This is a genomic window from Streptomyces sp. 351MFTsu5.1 (assembly GCF_000383655.1).
GTDB lineage: Bacteria > Actinomycetota > Actinomycetes > Streptomycetales > Streptomycetaceae > Streptomyces > Streptomyces griseorubiginosus.
This window is the reverse complement of record NZ_KB911782.1, coordinates 444681-458960: the sequence shown is the minus strand read 5'-3', so window position 1 is coordinate 458960 and position 14280 is coordinate 444681. Positions and strand designations below refer to the sequence as shown.

Below are 14280 nucleotides of genomic sequence, written 5' to 3'. Positions count from 1 at the left end.
CCCCCGCCGCGCATCCCTCCCCCCCGCCCGGCCGGAACCGACCCCTTGACCCCCGGCTTCCCCTCCCCGATGCTCAGTTGCGCATAGCGCGTCGTGTCGCGGATGAGGCAACCAAACGTAGTCGGAGGAGTGACCCATGGCTCATGAGGTTCTTGCTGTCGTCGCCCGGGCGAAAGGCGCCCCCGTCTCCGTCGAGACGATCGTCGTCCCCGACCCGGGGCCCGGCGAGGCGCTGGTGAAGGTGGAGGCGTGCGGGGTCTGCCACACCGATCTGCACTACCGGGAGGGCGGGATCAACGACGAGTTCCCCTTCCTGCTGGGCCACGAGGCGGCCGGCCGTGTCGAAGCCGTAGGGGAGGGCGTCACCGGCCTCGCACCCGGCGACTTCGTCATCCTCAACTGGCGCGCTGTGTGCGGCACCTGCCGCGCATGCAGCAAGGGCAAGCCCTGGTACTGCTTCGCCACCCACAACGCGCAGCAGAAGATGACCCTCACCGACGGCACCCCGCTCGCCCCCGCCCTCGGCATCGGCGCCTTCGCCGAGAAGACCCTGGTCGCCGCCGGCCAGTGCACCAAGGTCGACCCCGCCGCCCCGGCGACCGCCGCCGGCCTGCTCGGCTGCGGGGTCATGGCCGGCTTCGGCGCGGCCGTGAACACCGGCGCGGTAGGCCGCGGGGACTCCGTCGCCGTCATCGGCTGCGGCGGAGTCGGCACGGCCGCCGTCGCGGGGGCCCGGCTCGCCGGGGCGACCAAGGTCATCGCCGTCGACGTGGACCCGCGCAAACTGGAACGCGCCACCGGGATGGGGGCCACCCACACCGTCGACTCCCGCGAGACCGACCCCGTCGAGGCGATCCGCGAACTGACCGGCGGCTTCGGCGCCGACGTCGTCGTCGAGGCGGTCGGCCGCCCCGAGACGTACAAGCAGGCCTTCTACGCCCGCGACCTCGCCGGCACCGTCGTCCTGGTCGGGGTCCCGACCCCGGAGATGAAGCTGGAGCTGCCGCTCCTCGACGTCTTCGGGCGCGGCGGCTCGCTCAAGTCCTCCTGGTACGGCGACTGTCTGCCCTCCCGTGACTTCCCGGCCCTCATCGACCTCTACCTGTCGGGACGCTTCGACCTCGACGCCTTCGTCTCCGAGACCATCGGCCTCGGGGACGTGGAGAAGGCCTTCGAGAAGATGCACCGGGGTGAGGTGCTGCGCTCCGTGGTCGTGCTGTGACGTTTCTCAATGTGCATTTGGTTGCGCAGGGAGCAACCATGAGCGCCGACCGTGTCCGCCCCCTGGACTCCTTGACAAGGGTTTGCGGGCGCCCGCACACTGACGTTGCGTTCACCGCAATCCGTTTCGCTATACGCACCGAGGTGTCATGATGATTCCCGCGTGCCGTCTCGTGGATCTTCCCCGAGGCGAGGCCTACCGGCTCGACATCGATCCGCCGGTCTCGGTGTTCCACACCGACGACGGCGAGGTCTTCGCCATCGACGACACCTGCACCCATCAGGACGCCTCGCTCGCCGACGGCTGGCTGGAGGGCTGCGAGGTCGAATGCCCGCTGCACGCCTCGAAGTTCGACCTGCGCACGGGTGCCGTCGACGCCCCGCCGGCCAAGCGCCCGGTGCGCACCCACGAGGTCCGCGTCGAGGACGGCATGATCTACGTCCAGCTCTCCACGGACGCCCCCAACCTGCCGCCCTGCGTGGCCGTCCGGCTCGCCGGGGGACCCGCGTGAAAACCGTCGCCGTGGTCGGCGCCTCGCTCGCCGGCCTGTCGGCGGCACGCTCCCTGCGCAAGCGGGGCTACGACGGACGGCTCGTCGTCATCGGCGACGAACTCCACCGCCCGTACGACAGACCGCCGTTGTCCAAGGAGTTCCTGGCCGGCTCCCTGGGCGAGGCCGACCTCGCGCTGGAGACGGACGACGAGGACCTGCGCGCGGAGTGGCTGCTCGGCGTCCGCGCCACCGGACTCGACGGCCCGCGGCGCGCCGTACGGCTCGCCGACGGCAGCGAGGTGAGGGCGGACGGCGTCGTCATCGCGACCGGCGCCACCGCCCGCACCCTGCCCGGCACGGCGGGCCTCGCCGGGGTGCACACCCTGCGCACCCTGGACGACGCCCGTGCCCTGCGCGACGAACTCGCCCTGGGCGGACGGCTGGTGGTGATCGGCGGCGGCTTCGTGGGCGCCGAGGTCGCCTCCACGGCGTACGCCCTCGGACTCGACGTGACCGTGGTCGAAGCGGCCCCCACCCCACTGGCCGGGCCGCTCGGCGCCGCCATGGGCGGGATCGTCTCCGCCCTCCACGCCGACCACGGCGTACGACTGCTGTGCGGAGTCGGCGTCAAGGGACTGAGCGGCGAGAGCCGGGTCGAGGCCGTCCTGCTGGAGGACGGCCGCAGCCTGCCCGCCGACCTGGTGGTCGTGGGCGTCGGCGCCCGCCCCTGTGTCGAGTGGCTGGCCGGCTCCGGCATCGAACTCGCCGACGGCGTGGTCTGCGGCACCGACGGACGCACCGGCCTCGCCGGAGTCGTCGCGGTCGGCGACTGCGCCTCCTGGTACGACCCGCGCGCGGGCCTGCACCGCCGCGTGGAGCACTGGACCGGCGCCCTGGAGCGGCCCGACGCGGCCGTGGCCGCGCTGCTGGCCGGGGGAGCGGTGGAACCGGCCGCGCCGAGGCCGCCGTACTTCTGGTCCGACCAGTACGGCGTCAGGATCCAGTTCGCCGGTCACGCGGCCGGTGCCGACAGCGTGACCATCGAGGAAGGCGCCCGGGACGACCGCAACGTCCTGGCCGTCTACCGGCGCGGGGAGCATCCGGTCGCCGTGCTCGGGATGAACCAGCCGCGGCTGTTCATGCGCTGGCGCAAGCAACTCGCCGCCGCGGCCTGACCGTTCACCGCCGCGACTGCCCACAGAACGCCGCCGGCCCCGGCCGGGCGTGCCTCACCGGTCCACGACATCCCCGAGGAGTGCCCTGTGACCTCGACCAGCCTGCCGGACAGTCTGATCGCCACCCTCCCCGGCGCCTCCTACACGGATCCCGGGATCTTCGCCCAGGAGCAGGAGCGCATCTTCGAAGCGATGTGGTTCTGCGCCGTCCGCGCCGACGACCTGCCCCGACCCGGCGCTTTCAGGACCGTGCAGGTGGGCCGGGAGAGCATCCTGGTCGCACGCGCCCGGGACAACTCGATCCGCGCCTGGTTCAACGTGTGCCGGCACCGCGGCGCCAAGCTGTGCACCGAGGAGTCCGGCGAGGTCAAGCGGGCCTTCCAATGCCCCTACCACGCCTGGACGTACGACCTGACGGGCAAGCTCGTCGCCGCCCCGAACCTGACGAAGATGCCGGACGTGGGCCGTACCGAGTACGGCCTGGCGAGTGTGGCCGTACGCGAGTGGCTCGGCTATGTGTGGGTCTGCCTCGCCGAGGACCCGCCGCCCTTCGACGAGGTGATCCAGGACGTGATCACCCGGCTCGGCGACACCGAGTCCATCGAGCGCTACGACATCGACCACCTCAGCGTCGGCCGCCGGATCGTCTACGACGTGAAGGCGAACTGGAAGCTGATCATCGAGAACTTCATGGAGTGCTACCACTGCGCGACGATCCACCCCGAACTCACCGAGGTGCTCCCGGAGTTCGCCGACGGCTACGCCGCCCAGTACTACGTGGGCCACGGCGCGGAGTTCGGCGAGGACGTCCAGGGCTTCACCGTGGACGGCTCGGAGGGCCTGGACCGGCTGCCCGGAGTCTCGGAGGACCAGGACCGCCGCTACTACGCGATCACCGTGCGGCCGCAGGTCTTCGTCAACCTGGTGCCCGACCACGTGATCCTGCACCGGATGTATCCGATGGCCGCGGACCGGACGGTCGTCGAGTGCGACTGGCTCTACCTTCCGCACGTCGTCGAGAGCGGCAAGGACGTCAGCCGCTCGGTGGAACTGTTCGACCGGGTCAACCGGCAGGACTTCGACGCGTGCGAGCGCACCCAGCCCGGGATGAGCTCACGGCTCTACGCCAAGGGCGGTGTCCTCGTGCCCAGCGAGCACCACATCGGGGAGTTCCACGACTGGGTGCAGGCCCGGCTGGGCGGTCAGCCCAGGTAGCCCATGCGGTGACTGATCTCCTGCGCGCCCTTGACCAGGACCGGGGCGAGTTCGTGCAGGCGCTCCTCGGAGAGCCGGTAGGCGGGCCCCGAGGCGCTGAGCGCCGCGATGACCTCGCCGTCCCGGTCGCGTACCGGCGCGGCCATGGCGTGCAGACCCAGCTCCAGCTCCTCCAGGGCCCAGGCGTACCCGCGTTCCCGGGCCTCGGCGAGGTTCCGCTCGAGCTTGGTCTTCGCGGTGATGGTGCGCGGGGTGACCTTCTTCAGGCCGGTCTCCGTCAGCAGCGCGGAGCGCTCCTTCTCGGGCAGGTGGGCCAGCAGGATCTTGCCGCTGGAGGTGGCGTGCAGCGGGGTCAGCTGGCCGACCCAGTTCTGCGCGGTGACGGCACCCGGGCCGCGCACCTGGTAGAGGTTGACCGCGTAGCTCTCCTGGAGCACCGCGAGGTTGACGGTCTCGCCGAGTTCCTCGGCCAGGTCCTCGCAGACCGGGCGGCTCTGCTGGGTGATGTCGATGCGCCCGGTGACCGCGCCGGCCAGCCGCACGATCCCGAAGCCGAGCCGGTACTTCCCGCGCTCCCCGGCCTGTTCCACCAGGCCCCGCGCCTCCAGGGCCCCCAGGAGCCGGAACGCCGTGGACTTGTGGACGTCGATCTCGCCGGCGACCTCACTGACGCCGGCCTCGCCGCGCTGGGCCAGGATCTCCAGTACGTGAATGGCCCGGTCGACGGACTGCACTCCGCCGCTCGACGACCCTGTCGTTTCGTTGTCCGGGTTGTAGTTGCTCACAACGCAACTATACGCACTCTGCGCTACAGCGCGTTTGCGACCGCGACTCCGGGCGTCCCCGGCTTCCCGGCCGTTCACAGGAAACGCCGGATCGGGGTCACGGCCGCTTCCTTGGCCCGCTGGAGCGCCGGACGCCGTTTCCACCTGGCGAGTTCGATGTCCACGCTGTGCTCCAGATCGGCCTCGTAGTCCCGGTCGAGTGCGGCGGTGAACGTCTCGTCGAGCACGGCGAGCATGACCTCCTCGTCGTGGTCCATGGAACGGCGGTTGAAGTTGGTGGAGCCGATGAGGGAGGCGACCGAGTCGACCGTGATGATCTTGGCGTGCATCATCGTCGGCTGGTACTGCCGGATCCGGACCCCCGCCTCCAGCAGCCTCCGGTAGTGCTGCTGACCGGCGAGCTGACAGGCGCGCTGGTCGGTGTGCGGGCCGGGGAGCAGGATCTCCACGCGCACGCCCCGCCGGGCGGTGTCGCACAGCAGGCCGACGAAGTAGGCGTCGGGCGCGAAGTACGCGGTGGCGAGCCGGAACCGCTCCTCGGCGGAGGCGAGCATCACCCGGATGAGGGTCTGCATGTCCTGCCAGCCGATGCTGGCGGAACCGCGCACCACCTGCACGACCGACGAGCCGGCCTGGCGGTGCTCGGTGAAACGGTCGCGCTCGTCGAAGAGTTCGTCGTGGCACTCGGCCCAGTTCTGGGCGAACGCGGCGGCGATGCCGTCCACGGCCGGGCCGCGCACCTGGACATGGGTGTCCCGCCACTCCCCGGGGTTGCGGGCGTCGCCGCACCACTCCTCCGCGATGCCGACCCCGCCGGTGAACGCGGTGTGCTCGTCGACGATCAGGGCCTTGCGGTGGCAGCGGTGGTTCTGCTTGAACGGCGACAGCCAGACCGGCTTGCGGAACCAGGCCACCTGCACTCCGGCGGTGTCCATGAGGTCCAGCAGGCTCGGCTCGATCTCCTTGGCCCCGAAGCCGTCGAGCAGCAGCCGTACCCGCACGCCCGCCCGGGCGCGGTCGGCGAGAGCGGCGGCGAAGTCGCGCGCGATCTCGCCGCGCCAGTAGACGAACGTCATCATGTCGATCGTGTGCCGTGCCGACCGGATCGCCCCGAGCATCGCGGGGAAGATCCGATCGCCGTTGCGCAAGGGGATCAGCTCGTTGCCTTCGGTGGCGGCGACGCCGATCAGCCGCTCCAGGCGGCGCCGCAGCCGCAGCTTGCGGGTCTCCGCGCCGGATGCGGGGGACGCGGGTCTGTCATCGAGGATCACGCCGAATCTCCCGGAGGGTAGGACAGTTGGTCGCGGGCCGCGGTGCGGCCCGGAGAGCGGATGCCCGGCAGCCCCGGACTCACTCCCTGCCGCCGTGCCCCCGGTCGCGGAAGAGTCGCGGAAGATCCGCGAACGGCGGGCATATGCGCAGGAGGTGGGGGTAGACGGCTGATCGCCGGTCACCGGACCGGCTCGGGCAAGGACACCCTGTGGAGGGGCACATGATGGCGACGACCGTGCAAACTGCCGGACGGACGGCGGGTATGCCGGAGATCACCGACCCTTCCCAGGTCGCTCCCAAGGACGCGCGCGAACTGTCGAAGCTGTTCTTCGAGAAGCTCGCGGTCCTGGAGGAGGGGACCCCCGAGTACCAGTACGCCCGCAACACGCTGATCGAGATGAACATCTCCCTGGTCCGCTACGCGGCCGGCCGGTTCCGCGGCCGGGGCCAGGAGGAGCGGGAGGACATCGTCCAGGTCGGCATGATCGGCCTGATCAAGGCGATCGACCGGTTCGAGCTGACCCGTGAGGTGGAGTTCACCTCCTTCGCCGTCCCCTACATAGTCGGCGAGATCAAGCGGTTCTTCCGCGACACCTCCTGGGCCGTGCACGTGCCGCGCCGGCTCCAGGAGGCCCGGGTGCAACTCGCCCGCGCCAGCGAGGAGCTGAGCAGCCGGCTGGGCCGCACTCCGACCACCGCGGAGCTGTCCGAGCTGATGAGCCTGCCCGAGGAGGAGGTCGTCGAGGCCCAACTGGCCTCCAACGCCTACCGGTCGGCGTCCCTGGACGCGGCGATCAACGGCAGTGAGGACGGGGAGAGTGCGCTCGCCGACTTCATCGGCGGCCAGGACCCGGCGCTCGGCCTGGTCGAGGACTTCCACGCCCTCGCGCCGATGATCGCCTCGCTCGACGACCGCGACCGCAGGATCATCCACTGGCGCTTCGTCGAGGAACTCACCCAGGCCCAGATCGCCGAACGCCTCGGGGTCTCCCAGATGCACGTCTCCCGGCTGATCGCCCGACTGCTGGCCCGGCTGCGCGAGGGCATGCTCAGCACCCGCTGACCCGGCCCGGCCACACGACTCCGCGATCACCAGCGGCACCTCCGGCGCACACCGGAGGTGCCGCTCCCGTTTTTCACCCCGCCTTCACGGCCGTGTGCGCCGGCCTGTGAGGTCGCACTCCGTCGCACACGGGAACGCCTGACGGGGCCAGATACCACTCGTTAGAGAGAGATGGCACACAACCATCACAGTTCGCGCCGATTCGGGGTAAGCGAGTCGGAGTAAGGGCCGCGAAAGCGCACTGTTGCCGTTTGACAACAATAGTCAGGAGGCAACAAAGTGGCCGTGTCGGACGTGCGCGGGGAAGGACCTGGAATGCTCCGGTTGACGGAGACCGCTCCGTGCGTGGGGCGCCGTCGCCGCGGGGTGACGGCGGCACCGGTGCCGCCCGGCGCGGCTCAGGCGGTCCGGCTGTCGGACTCCTGGGTGTCGTGCAGCTGCGTCGCGGCCGAGGCACAGAACGCCTCCAGCCCCTCCAGCAGCGCGACCCGCTTTGCGGCGGGCATGTCCGCCAGCACCCTGCTCAGCTCCCTCTCCCGGCGGGCCCGCAGATCGGCCAGCAGGGCCCGGCCCCGACTGCTGAGGTGCAGCCTCACCTCGCGGCGGTCCTGGACGCCTGTCACCCGCTCGACGAATCCGGCGGCCACCAACCGGTCGCACAGCCGGCTCGTGGACGGCGGTGTGGAGGCCAGGGACTCGGCGAGCGCGCGGAGGTTGAGGCCGTCATGGTGCTCCAGGATGTGCAGCACCCGCAGCTGGGACGCGGAGGCGGGCGCGGTCGAGGCCCTGCCCCACACGAACTCCAGCAACTCGACGGCCGTCGTGGTCACGCGCGCCACCTCATCGGGCGCGGGGCGGCGGAAGGCAGTCACGGTCACACTCTCGCAGGCACTGGGGTGCCTGTCAGCGTACTAGGCGCGGCTCCGGCCCCCGGTGGGCCGCCGCGACCCACACAGCTCGTGCACATGGCGGGTCTCCCGAGCGAGGCCCCACGTCCCCCGGCGAAAGATGGTGTATTGCTCATCGTGAACAGATTCGAGGCCGCTGAACGCGCCCTGCGGACAGCGGCTCCCCACGAGCTTCTCGACGCCGTGCGCGCCGTCCTCGCCGAACGGTACGGCGCCCGGTCCGTCGAGTTGTTCATGGCCGACTACGGCCTGACGGTGCTCCAGCCGGTCTCGGTGCTGCCGCACACGCTCGACCCGGTGTCCGTGCACAACAGTCCGGCCGGCCGGGCCTTCGGTTCCCAGCGGCCGTACCGCGAGGACCTCCCGGACGGGCAGGTCCGTCTGCATCTGCCGGTCAGTGTGCGCGGCGACCGCCTCGGCGTGCTGACGGTCACGCTGGCCACGGCCGACGAGGCCCACCGGTACGAGTCCGAACTGGTCGAGATCGCCGACGTGCTGGGGCACGAGGTGCTCGTGGCCGAGCGCGACACCGACCTCTACCTCCAGGCGCGCCGCAAGGACCGGCTCACCCTGGCCGCCGAGATGCAGTGGCAGCTGCTGCCCGGACGCTCCTGTTCCCGGCCCGAGTACGACCTCGCGGCCCAGCTGGAACCGGCGTACGCCATCTTCGGCGACAACTTCGACTGGTCGGCCACCGCCGACCATCTGAGCCTCTACGTGACCAACGGCATGGGGGAGGGGATAGAGGCGTCCCTCCTGACGAACCTGGCCATCAACGCCCTGCGCAACGCCCGGCGCGCCGGCATCCCCATCGCCGACCAGGCCGCTCTCGCGGACCAGGCGGTCTACGCCCACTACCAGGGACGCTGCTATCTGTCGGTCCTCATGTTCGACTTCGACCTGAGCACCGGCCGGGCGAGCGTCGTGGACGCGGGCTCCCCCCAGCTGCTGCGGCTGCGCGAGGGGACCGTGGAACGCGTCGACTTCGACGCCCAGTTGCCGTTGGGCATGTTCGAGGAGACGGACTATGTCGCCCAGGACTTCCAGGTGGAGCCGGGCGACCGGCTGGTCTTCGTCAGTGACGGAGTGCACACCGTGGCCTCCCCGCGCGGCGAGGCGTACGGCGACGCGGCTCTCACCCGGGCCGTCCACGCCACCCGGCTGCTGCCCGCCGCCGAGGTGCCGCGTGCGATCCTGCGGGAGTTGACCGGTCATCGCGGTGAAGCGCTCGCGGACGACGACGCCCTGGTCGTCTGCCTGGACTGGCGCGGGCGGCCCGGCGGCGACGGGGACCCCACCGGTCGGTTGTGACGATCCCGTGTTGTTCGGGATGGGCGGCGACGATAATGTTTGTCATAAGGCAATAATTGCAAGATGGCCCGCGGTGAGGTGGGTTGACGAGACAGCGGCAGGAGACGATGCAGGTGGCGGACCACGACACGGCCGACGGGGTGGCGAAGGAGCTCGGCGGGTTCCTGGAACGCAGGCGCGAGCAGATCGCCCAGCGCTGGGCGGACGCGCCCCTGTTCCGCACCGTCTTCACCGTCTCACGTGACGAGGCCGTCGAGGCCTGCAAGGCCGTCGTGGACGCCTTGGCCGACGTGGCCCGCTCCGGCCGGCTGGAGGACGTCCAGGCCCCGGGCTTCGGCGCCGTCCGTGACCAGCTCGGGCGGATGGCCGCTTCCCGGACCCAGGCCGGATTCAGCTCCGCCCAGGTCGCCGGCGAGGTCGCGGGCCTGCGCGAGCCGGCCCTCGCGCTGCTGAGGGCCGAGTTCGAGGACGCGCCCGACGAGCACCCCACGGCCTGTCTGCTCGCGCTGACCGTCCTGATGGGCACGCTGCGCCTGGTGGTCATGGAGACGAGCGTGAGCGCGGGTGAGGAACTCATCGCCCGGCAGCAGCTCCAGCTCCTCGAGGTGGCCACCCCCGTCATCAAGCTGTGGGAGGGCATCGTCGCCGTCCCGCTCATCGGCACCCTCGACAGCGCCCGCAGCCAGGTCGTGATGGAGAGCCTGCTGGAGGCGATCGTGGACCAGCGGGCCCGTTACGCCATCCTCGACATCACCGGCGTGCCGACCGTCGACTCGCTGGTCGCCCAGCATCTGATGAAGACGGTCGCCGCGGCCCGCCTGATGGGCGCCGAGTGCATCGTCTCCGGGATCCGTCCCGCGATCGCGCAGACCATCGTCCACCTCGGCATCGACCTCGGGACGATCATCACCCGGGCCGGCCTGGCCGACGCCCTGGCCTACGCGCTCACCGAGCAGGGCATCGTCGTCTCCCAGGGCCCGGCCCAGGGAGGGAGCCCGCGGTGAGCGGCCTCCCCGCCACCCCCGCCTCCTCGGTGCCGGTCCTGGCACTGGGAGACGTCCTGCTGGTCACCCTGCAGGGAGAGCTGCACGACGGCACCGCCGAGCAGCTCCAGGACCACATCTCCCACCGGATCGCCCACCACCCGGTGCCGGTGGGCGGAGTCGTCATCGACATCTCCGGGGTGGAGATCGTCGACTCCTTCCTCGGCCGCATCCTCGCCGAGATCGCGGCCAACGCCCGACTGCTCGCCACCCGGACCGTCGTGGCCGGTATGCGTCCCGCCGTGGCCATCACCCTGGTCGAACTGGGCCTCACCCTGCCCGGCCTGGTGACGGCCCTGGACGTCGACAGGGCGCTGTCCCTCCTCGGGCGCGCCCCCGGGTCGGCCGCCTCCGCACACCCGGAAGGGGATGCTTGATGCATGCCCCACCCGCCCCCACCGCCCGGCTGCCCATCGCCTCGGACGCCGACCTGGCCTGGGTGCGCCAGCAGGTCCGCCGGGCCGCCGCCGACCTCGGCTTCGGCCTGGTCCAGCAGACGAAACTGGTGACCGCGGCCAGCGAACTCGCCCGCAACACCCTGGTGCACGGCGGCGGCGGGCACGTGGAGATGACGACACTGGAGGAGGGCGCCGCCCGCGGACTGCGCCTGTCCTTCGTGGACAACGGCCCCGGCATCCGGGACGTCGAACTCGCCATGACCGACGGCTACACCACCGGGGGCGGCCTGGGCATGGGCCTGAGCGGGGCCAAACGGCTGGTCCAGGAGTTCGCCCTCGACAGCCGTCCCGGGGAGGGCACCACCGTCACCGTCACCGACTGGGCCGCCGGGCTGCCCTCGCCCCGCACGGGGGCGCCATGAGCAGGGTCTGGGACATCCCGGTCCAGGAGAGCACCAGGGTCCGGGACGCGCGCGTGGCAGCGGAGGCCGCCTGTGCCGAGGTGTCGCTCGACGCCGCCAGCACTGCGGCCGCGGCGCTGGTCGCCACCGAACTGGCCACCAACCTCGTCAAGCACGCCAGCGGCGGCCGTATCGTCATCAACCTGGTCAGCCCCGCCGACTCCCGCGCGGGGACCGAACCCTGCGTCCAGATAGTCTCGCTCGACCACGGGCCCGGCATCGGCGACGTCGGGGCGGCCAGCACGGACGGCTACACGACCTCCGCCGCCTCCCTCGGGGCGGGGCTCGGCACCTGCCGGCGCGTCGCCGACGACTTCGACCTGCACAGCCGGCCCGGGGAGGGCACCGTCGCCGTCGCGCGCATCACCCGGGCGCGGACGTCCCGCGCCGCGGGCTCGGGGCCGGCCGGGGGAGGACTGCGGACCGGCGGCAGCGTCCGGGCCGGGCGGGGTCTCCGGGCGGGCGGGAGCGTGCGGGTCGGCGGGGGCGTCCGGGCCGGCGAGACCCTCCGGGCGGGCGAGAACGTCCGGGCCGGGGGCGTCACCGCCTCCTACGCGCACGCCGAACACTCCGGTGACGCCTTCGCCTGGGCCCGCTCCGGCCCCCGTGTCACCCTGCTGCTCGCCGACGGACTCGGCCACGGCGAGAAGGCCGCCGAGGCGTCCACCGCCGCCGTCGAGGAACTGCGCCGCGACGCCGACCTGCCGCCCGCAGACCTCCTGCGACGCCTGCACACCGTGCTGCGGACGACCCGCGGCGCGGCCGTCGGGGTCGCCCAACTCGACGAGGACACCGGCCGGTTGGCCTTCGCCGGGGTCGGCAACATCGGCGCCAGGGTGCGCACCGGCACCGGGTGGCAGCCCTTCATCTCGCACCCGGGCATCGTCGGGGCGCACTTCCCCGCCAACGTGCCGCTGCGCGAGGCCGACTGGGGGCGCGACAGCCTGCTCGTCCTGCACAGCGACGGACTGCCGGGCCGCTGGGTGCCGCCCCTCGACCCCCTGCTCCTCGCCCACGATCCCGCCGTGGTGGCCGCGGTCGTCCTGCGGGACGCCGGCAGCGCCGCGCGCCCGCTGCGGGACGACACCAGCGTGGCCGTCCTGACCCCCGCCGCGGACGGAAGTCCATGACCGACAACACCGACGTCTGGAAGATCGCGTCGGCGGCCGACGCGGCCCGTGCCCGGGCCGCCGCCGCCGGCATCGTCGTGGCCGCCGGCACCCCGGCGCTGGACCGGGCCCGCTTCCTGACCTCCCTGTCCGCCCGGCTGCGGCACTGCCTCGACCAAGGTGGCACCTGGGAGCTCCGCCTCCTCACCCGCGGCACCGAGCACGAGGGGCGGCTCGACGTCCGACTGCGGCCCTTCGACGACGGGACGCTGCCGCCCTTCGACGACGGGACCGCCGAGGACGGGACCGCCTCGGAGCCGGTGCTCTCCTGCCCGTTGCCGAACCCGCCCGCGCCCGGCGGTCGCACCGGCCGCCCGTCGCCGTCCGGGGCCCTGCTGTCCGCCGACGAGGACACCGCCGCCGTACTGCGCCTCCTGGACGAGCAGGAACGACTCGTCCAGCTGCACCGCGAGGAGCTGCACCAGACGAACCAGGGTGTCCTCGCGCTGCACTCCGACCTGGAGGCCGCCGCACTCGCCCAGCGGGAACTGCTGGAGGCCGAGCGGTCCGCGCGGGCGGAGGTGGAGCGGGCCCGGCGCCTGCTGAACTTCCTCGCCGACGCCAGCGCGGCCATCACCTCCTCCCTCAGCCCCACCGAAGTCCTGCGCCGGCTGACCGACCTGCTGGTGCCGGAGTACGCGGCACGCCTCGACGTCTGGCTCTTCGACGAGGAGCAGGGCGAGGAGGAGACCGGCCCCGTGCAGGAACACTCCAGGGCCGCGGTGGTCGCCGCCCGCACCGGCCGCCCCCAGCACGCCGCCGCGCACCCCGGGAACCTGCCGGGCACCGACGACCTCCCGCCCGCCGCCATGTCACCGGACCGGCCCCTGCTCGCCATTCCCCTGATCACACACCGCCTGCTGGGTGTCCTCACCCTCATCGCCCCCGGCCCCCGCTTCGACGCGGACACCTGCCTGATGCTGGTCGAACTCGGCCGCCGGGCCGGTGTCGCCCTGGACAACGCCCGCCGCTACGAGCAGCACCGCGACACCGCCGAGGCCCTCCAGCGCGCCCAGCTCACCGAGCTGCCCGACCCCGACGGCCTGCTCCTGGCCGCGCGCTACCTCCCGGCCACCCAGGGCATGAACATCGGGGGCGACTGGTACGACGCCTTCCTCCAGCCCGACGGCAGTCTGCTGGCCGTCATAGGGGACGTGACCGGGCACGGGATGCACGCCGCCGTCGTCATGGGCCAACTGCGCACGGCACTGCGGGCCTACGCCGTGGAGGACAACTCCCCGGCGGAGATCCTCACGCACCTGCACCGCATGCTCCGCCATCTGCAACCCCAGCTGTACGCCACCGCGATGATCGCCCGCTTCCGTCCCGGGGACCCCGAGGTGGTCTGGGCGTCGGCGGGCCATCCGCCCGCCGTGGTGCGCGACGCCGGCGGCTCGGTGCGGATACTGGACGACGCTCCCGGCGTGATGCTGGGCATTCCCATCGCCTTCACCTACGCCGACCACGTCACCCGGCTCCCGGCGGGTTCGTCCCTGGTGCTGTACACGGACGGACTGGTCGAACGCCGGACGCACGGCATCGACCCGGGCATCGAGCGGCTCCGCCAGGCGCTGGCCGGGCTCAGCACCCCGGAGCTGGAACAGGACCTGGACGCGGCCGCCGAGGCGTTGCTGAAGCCCCTGCTGCACGACTCGGAGCGCGACGACGACGTCTGCCTGCTGCTGTGTCACACCGTCCCGCACCCGGCGTCCTGAGTGAGCCGCACGGCCTCCTCGTCCCATCGCCCCTGAGACCGGTCACCCGC

14 protein-coding genes are annotated in these 14280 nt (G+C 72.2%); 11 read left to right on the top strand and 3 right to left on the bottom strand.

What is annotated here, in order from left to right; translation table 11 throughout:
- Nucleotides 1-136: 136 nt before the first annotated feature.
- The 4 genes from H295_RS0120900 to H295_RS0120885 all read left to right on the top strand — a co-directional run bounded on the left by H295_RS0120900 (nucleotide 137) and on the right by H295_RS0120885 (nucleotide 4105).
- Nucleotides 137-1222, top strand: a complete 1086-nt coding sequence (locus H295_RS0120900) for an S-(hydroxymethyl)mycothiol dehydrogenase (RefSeq protein ID WP_020137297.1) — start codon at nucleotides 137-139, stop codon at nucleotides 1220-1222.
- Between the two features lie 148 nt (nucleotides 1223-1370).
- Nucleotides 1371-1733 (top strand): bifunctional 3-phenylpropionate/cinnamic acid dioxygenase ferredoxin subunit, encoded by a 363-nt coding sequence (locus tag H295_RS0120895; RefSeq protein WP_020137296.1) that lies wholly within the window; start codon nucleotides 1371-1373, stop codon nucleotides 1731-1733.
- Nucleotides 1730-2890: an NAD(P)/FAD-dependent oxidoreductase gene (locus tag H295_RS0120890; RefSeq protein ID WP_020137295.1), complete on the top strand. Its 1161-nt coding sequence runs from the start codon at nucleotides 1730-1732 to the stop codon at nucleotides 2888-2890. Before H295_RS0120895 ends, H295_RS0120890 begins: the two co-directional genes overlap by 4 nt.
- An 87-nt stretch (nucleotides 2891-2977) precedes the next feature.
- Nucleotides 2978-4105 (top strand): aromatic ring-hydroxylating oxygenase subunit alpha, encoded by a 1128-nt coding sequence (locus tag H295_RS0120885; RefSeq protein WP_020137294.1) that lies wholly within the window; start codon nucleotides 2978-2980, stop codon nucleotides 4103-4105.
- Here the strand turns inward: H295_RS0120885 and H295_RS0120880 are convergent.
- Both H295_RS0120880 and H295_RS0120875 read right to left on the bottom strand, forming a co-directional pair.
- Nucleotides 4093-4839: an IclR family transcriptional regulator gene (locus tag H295_RS0120880; RefSeq protein ID WP_020137293.1), complete on the bottom strand. Its 747-nt coding sequence runs from the start codon at nucleotides 4837-4839 to the stop codon at nucleotides 4093-4095. The two genes, H295_RS0120885 and H295_RS0120880, sit on opposite strands and share 13 nt — an antisense overlap.
- A 125-nt stretch (nucleotides 4840-4964) precedes the next feature.
- The gene (locus tag H295_RS0120875; RefSeq protein ID WP_020137292.1) at nucleotides 4965-6161 is read right to left on the bottom strand and encodes a phospholipase D-like domain-containing protein; all 1197 of its coding nucleotides are present in this window, start codon (nucleotides 6159-6161) and stop codon (nucleotides 4965-4967) included.
- A gap of 224 nt (nucleotides 6162-6385) precedes the next feature.
- Between H295_RS0120875 and H295_RS0120870 the strand changes: the two genes are divergently transcribed.
- A complete protein-coding gene (locus H295_RS0120870; RefSeq protein WP_420706234.1) occupies nucleotides 6386-7225 on the top strand; it encodes an RNA polymerase sigma factor SigF in 840 nt (279 codons plus the stop codon).
- Between the two features lie 398 nt (nucleotides 7226-7623).
- On the opposite strand, the gene H295_RS0120865 is transcribed toward H295_RS0120870, so the two are convergent.
- Entirely contained in the window at nucleotides 7624-8055 is a 432-nt protein-coding gene (locus H295_RS0120865; protein WP_020137290.1) for a MarR family transcriptional regulator, read from the bottom strand.
- Between the two features lie 195 nt (nucleotides 8056-8250).
- Here H295_RS0120865 and H295_RS0120860 point away from each other — a divergent pair, with 195 nt between their 5' ends.
- The 6 genes from H295_RS0120860 (at nucleotide 8251) to H295_RS0120835 (ending at nucleotide 14230) form a co-directional block, all read left to right on the top strand.
- Nucleotides 8251-9444, top strand: a complete 1194-nt coding sequence (locus tag H295_RS0120860; protein ID WP_028809576.1) for a PP2C family protein-serine/threonine phosphatase — start codon at nucleotides 8251-8253, stop codon at nucleotides 9442-9444.
- A 107-nt stretch (nucleotides 9445-9551) separates the two neighbouring features.
- Complete coding sequence (locus H295_RS0120855; RefSeq protein ID WP_020137288.1) at nucleotides 9552-10448, top strand: STAS domain-containing protein; 897 nt, start codon at nucleotides 9552-9554, stop codon at nucleotides 10446-10448.
- Entirely contained in the window at nucleotides 10445-10864 is a 420-nt protein-coding gene (locus tag H295_RS0120850) for an STAS domain-containing protein (protein ID WP_020137287.1), read from the top strand. The genes H295_RS0120855 and H295_RS0120850 overlap by 4 nt, the downstream gene beginning before the upstream one ends.
- A complete protein-coding gene (locus tag H295_RS0120845) occupies nucleotides 10864-11307 on the top strand; it encodes an ATP-binding protein (RefSeq protein ID WP_020137286.1) in 444 nt (147 codons plus the stop codon). The genes H295_RS0120850 and H295_RS0120845 overlap by 1 nt, the downstream gene beginning before the upstream one ends.
- Nucleotides 11304-12476, top strand: coding sequence for a SpoIIE family protein phosphatase (locus H295_RS0120840; RefSeq protein WP_020137285.1), 1173 nt, complete (start codon nucleotides 11304-11306; stop codon nucleotides 12474-12476). Before H295_RS0120845 ends, H295_RS0120840 begins: the two co-directional genes overlap by 4 nt.
- On the top strand, nucleotides 12473-14230 hold the full coding sequence (locus H295_RS0120835; protein WP_020137284.1) for a PP2C family protein-serine/threonine phosphatase: 1758 nt from the start codon (nucleotides 12473-12475) through the stop codon (nucleotides 14228-14230). The genes H295_RS0120840 and H295_RS0120835 overlap by 4 nt, the downstream gene beginning before the upstream one ends.
- Nucleotides 14231-14280 lie beyond the last annotated feature (50 nt).

Coding starts and splice junctions, on each gene's coding strand:
- H295_RS0120855 (WP_020137288.1), top strand. CDS start 9,552: ATGCAGGTGGCGGACCACGACACGGCCGACGGGGTGGCGAAGGAGCTC.
- H295_RS0120840 (WP_020137285.1), top strand. CDS start 11,304: ATGAGCAGGGTCTGGGACATCCCGGTCCAGGAGAGCACCAGGGTCCGG.
- H295_RS0120900 (WP_020137297.1), top strand. CDS start 137: ATGGCTCATGAGGTTCTTGCTGTCGTCGCCCGGGCGAAAGGCGCCCCC.
- H295_RS0120835 (WP_020137284.1), top strand. CDS start 12,473: ATGACCGACAACACCGACGTCTGGAAGATCGCGTCGGCGGCCGACGCG.
- H295_RS0120845 (WP_020137286.1), top strand. CDS start 10,864: ATGCATGCCCCACCCGCCCCCACCGCCCGGCTGCCCATCGCCTCGGAC.
- H295_RS0120895 (WP_020137296.1), top strand. CDS start 1,371: ATGATGATTCCCGCGTGCCGTCTCGTGGATCTTCCCCGAGGCGAGGCC.
- H295_RS0120870 (WP_420706234.1), top strand. CDS start 6,386: ATGGCGACGACCGTGCAAACTGCCGGACGGACGGCGGGTATGCCGGAG.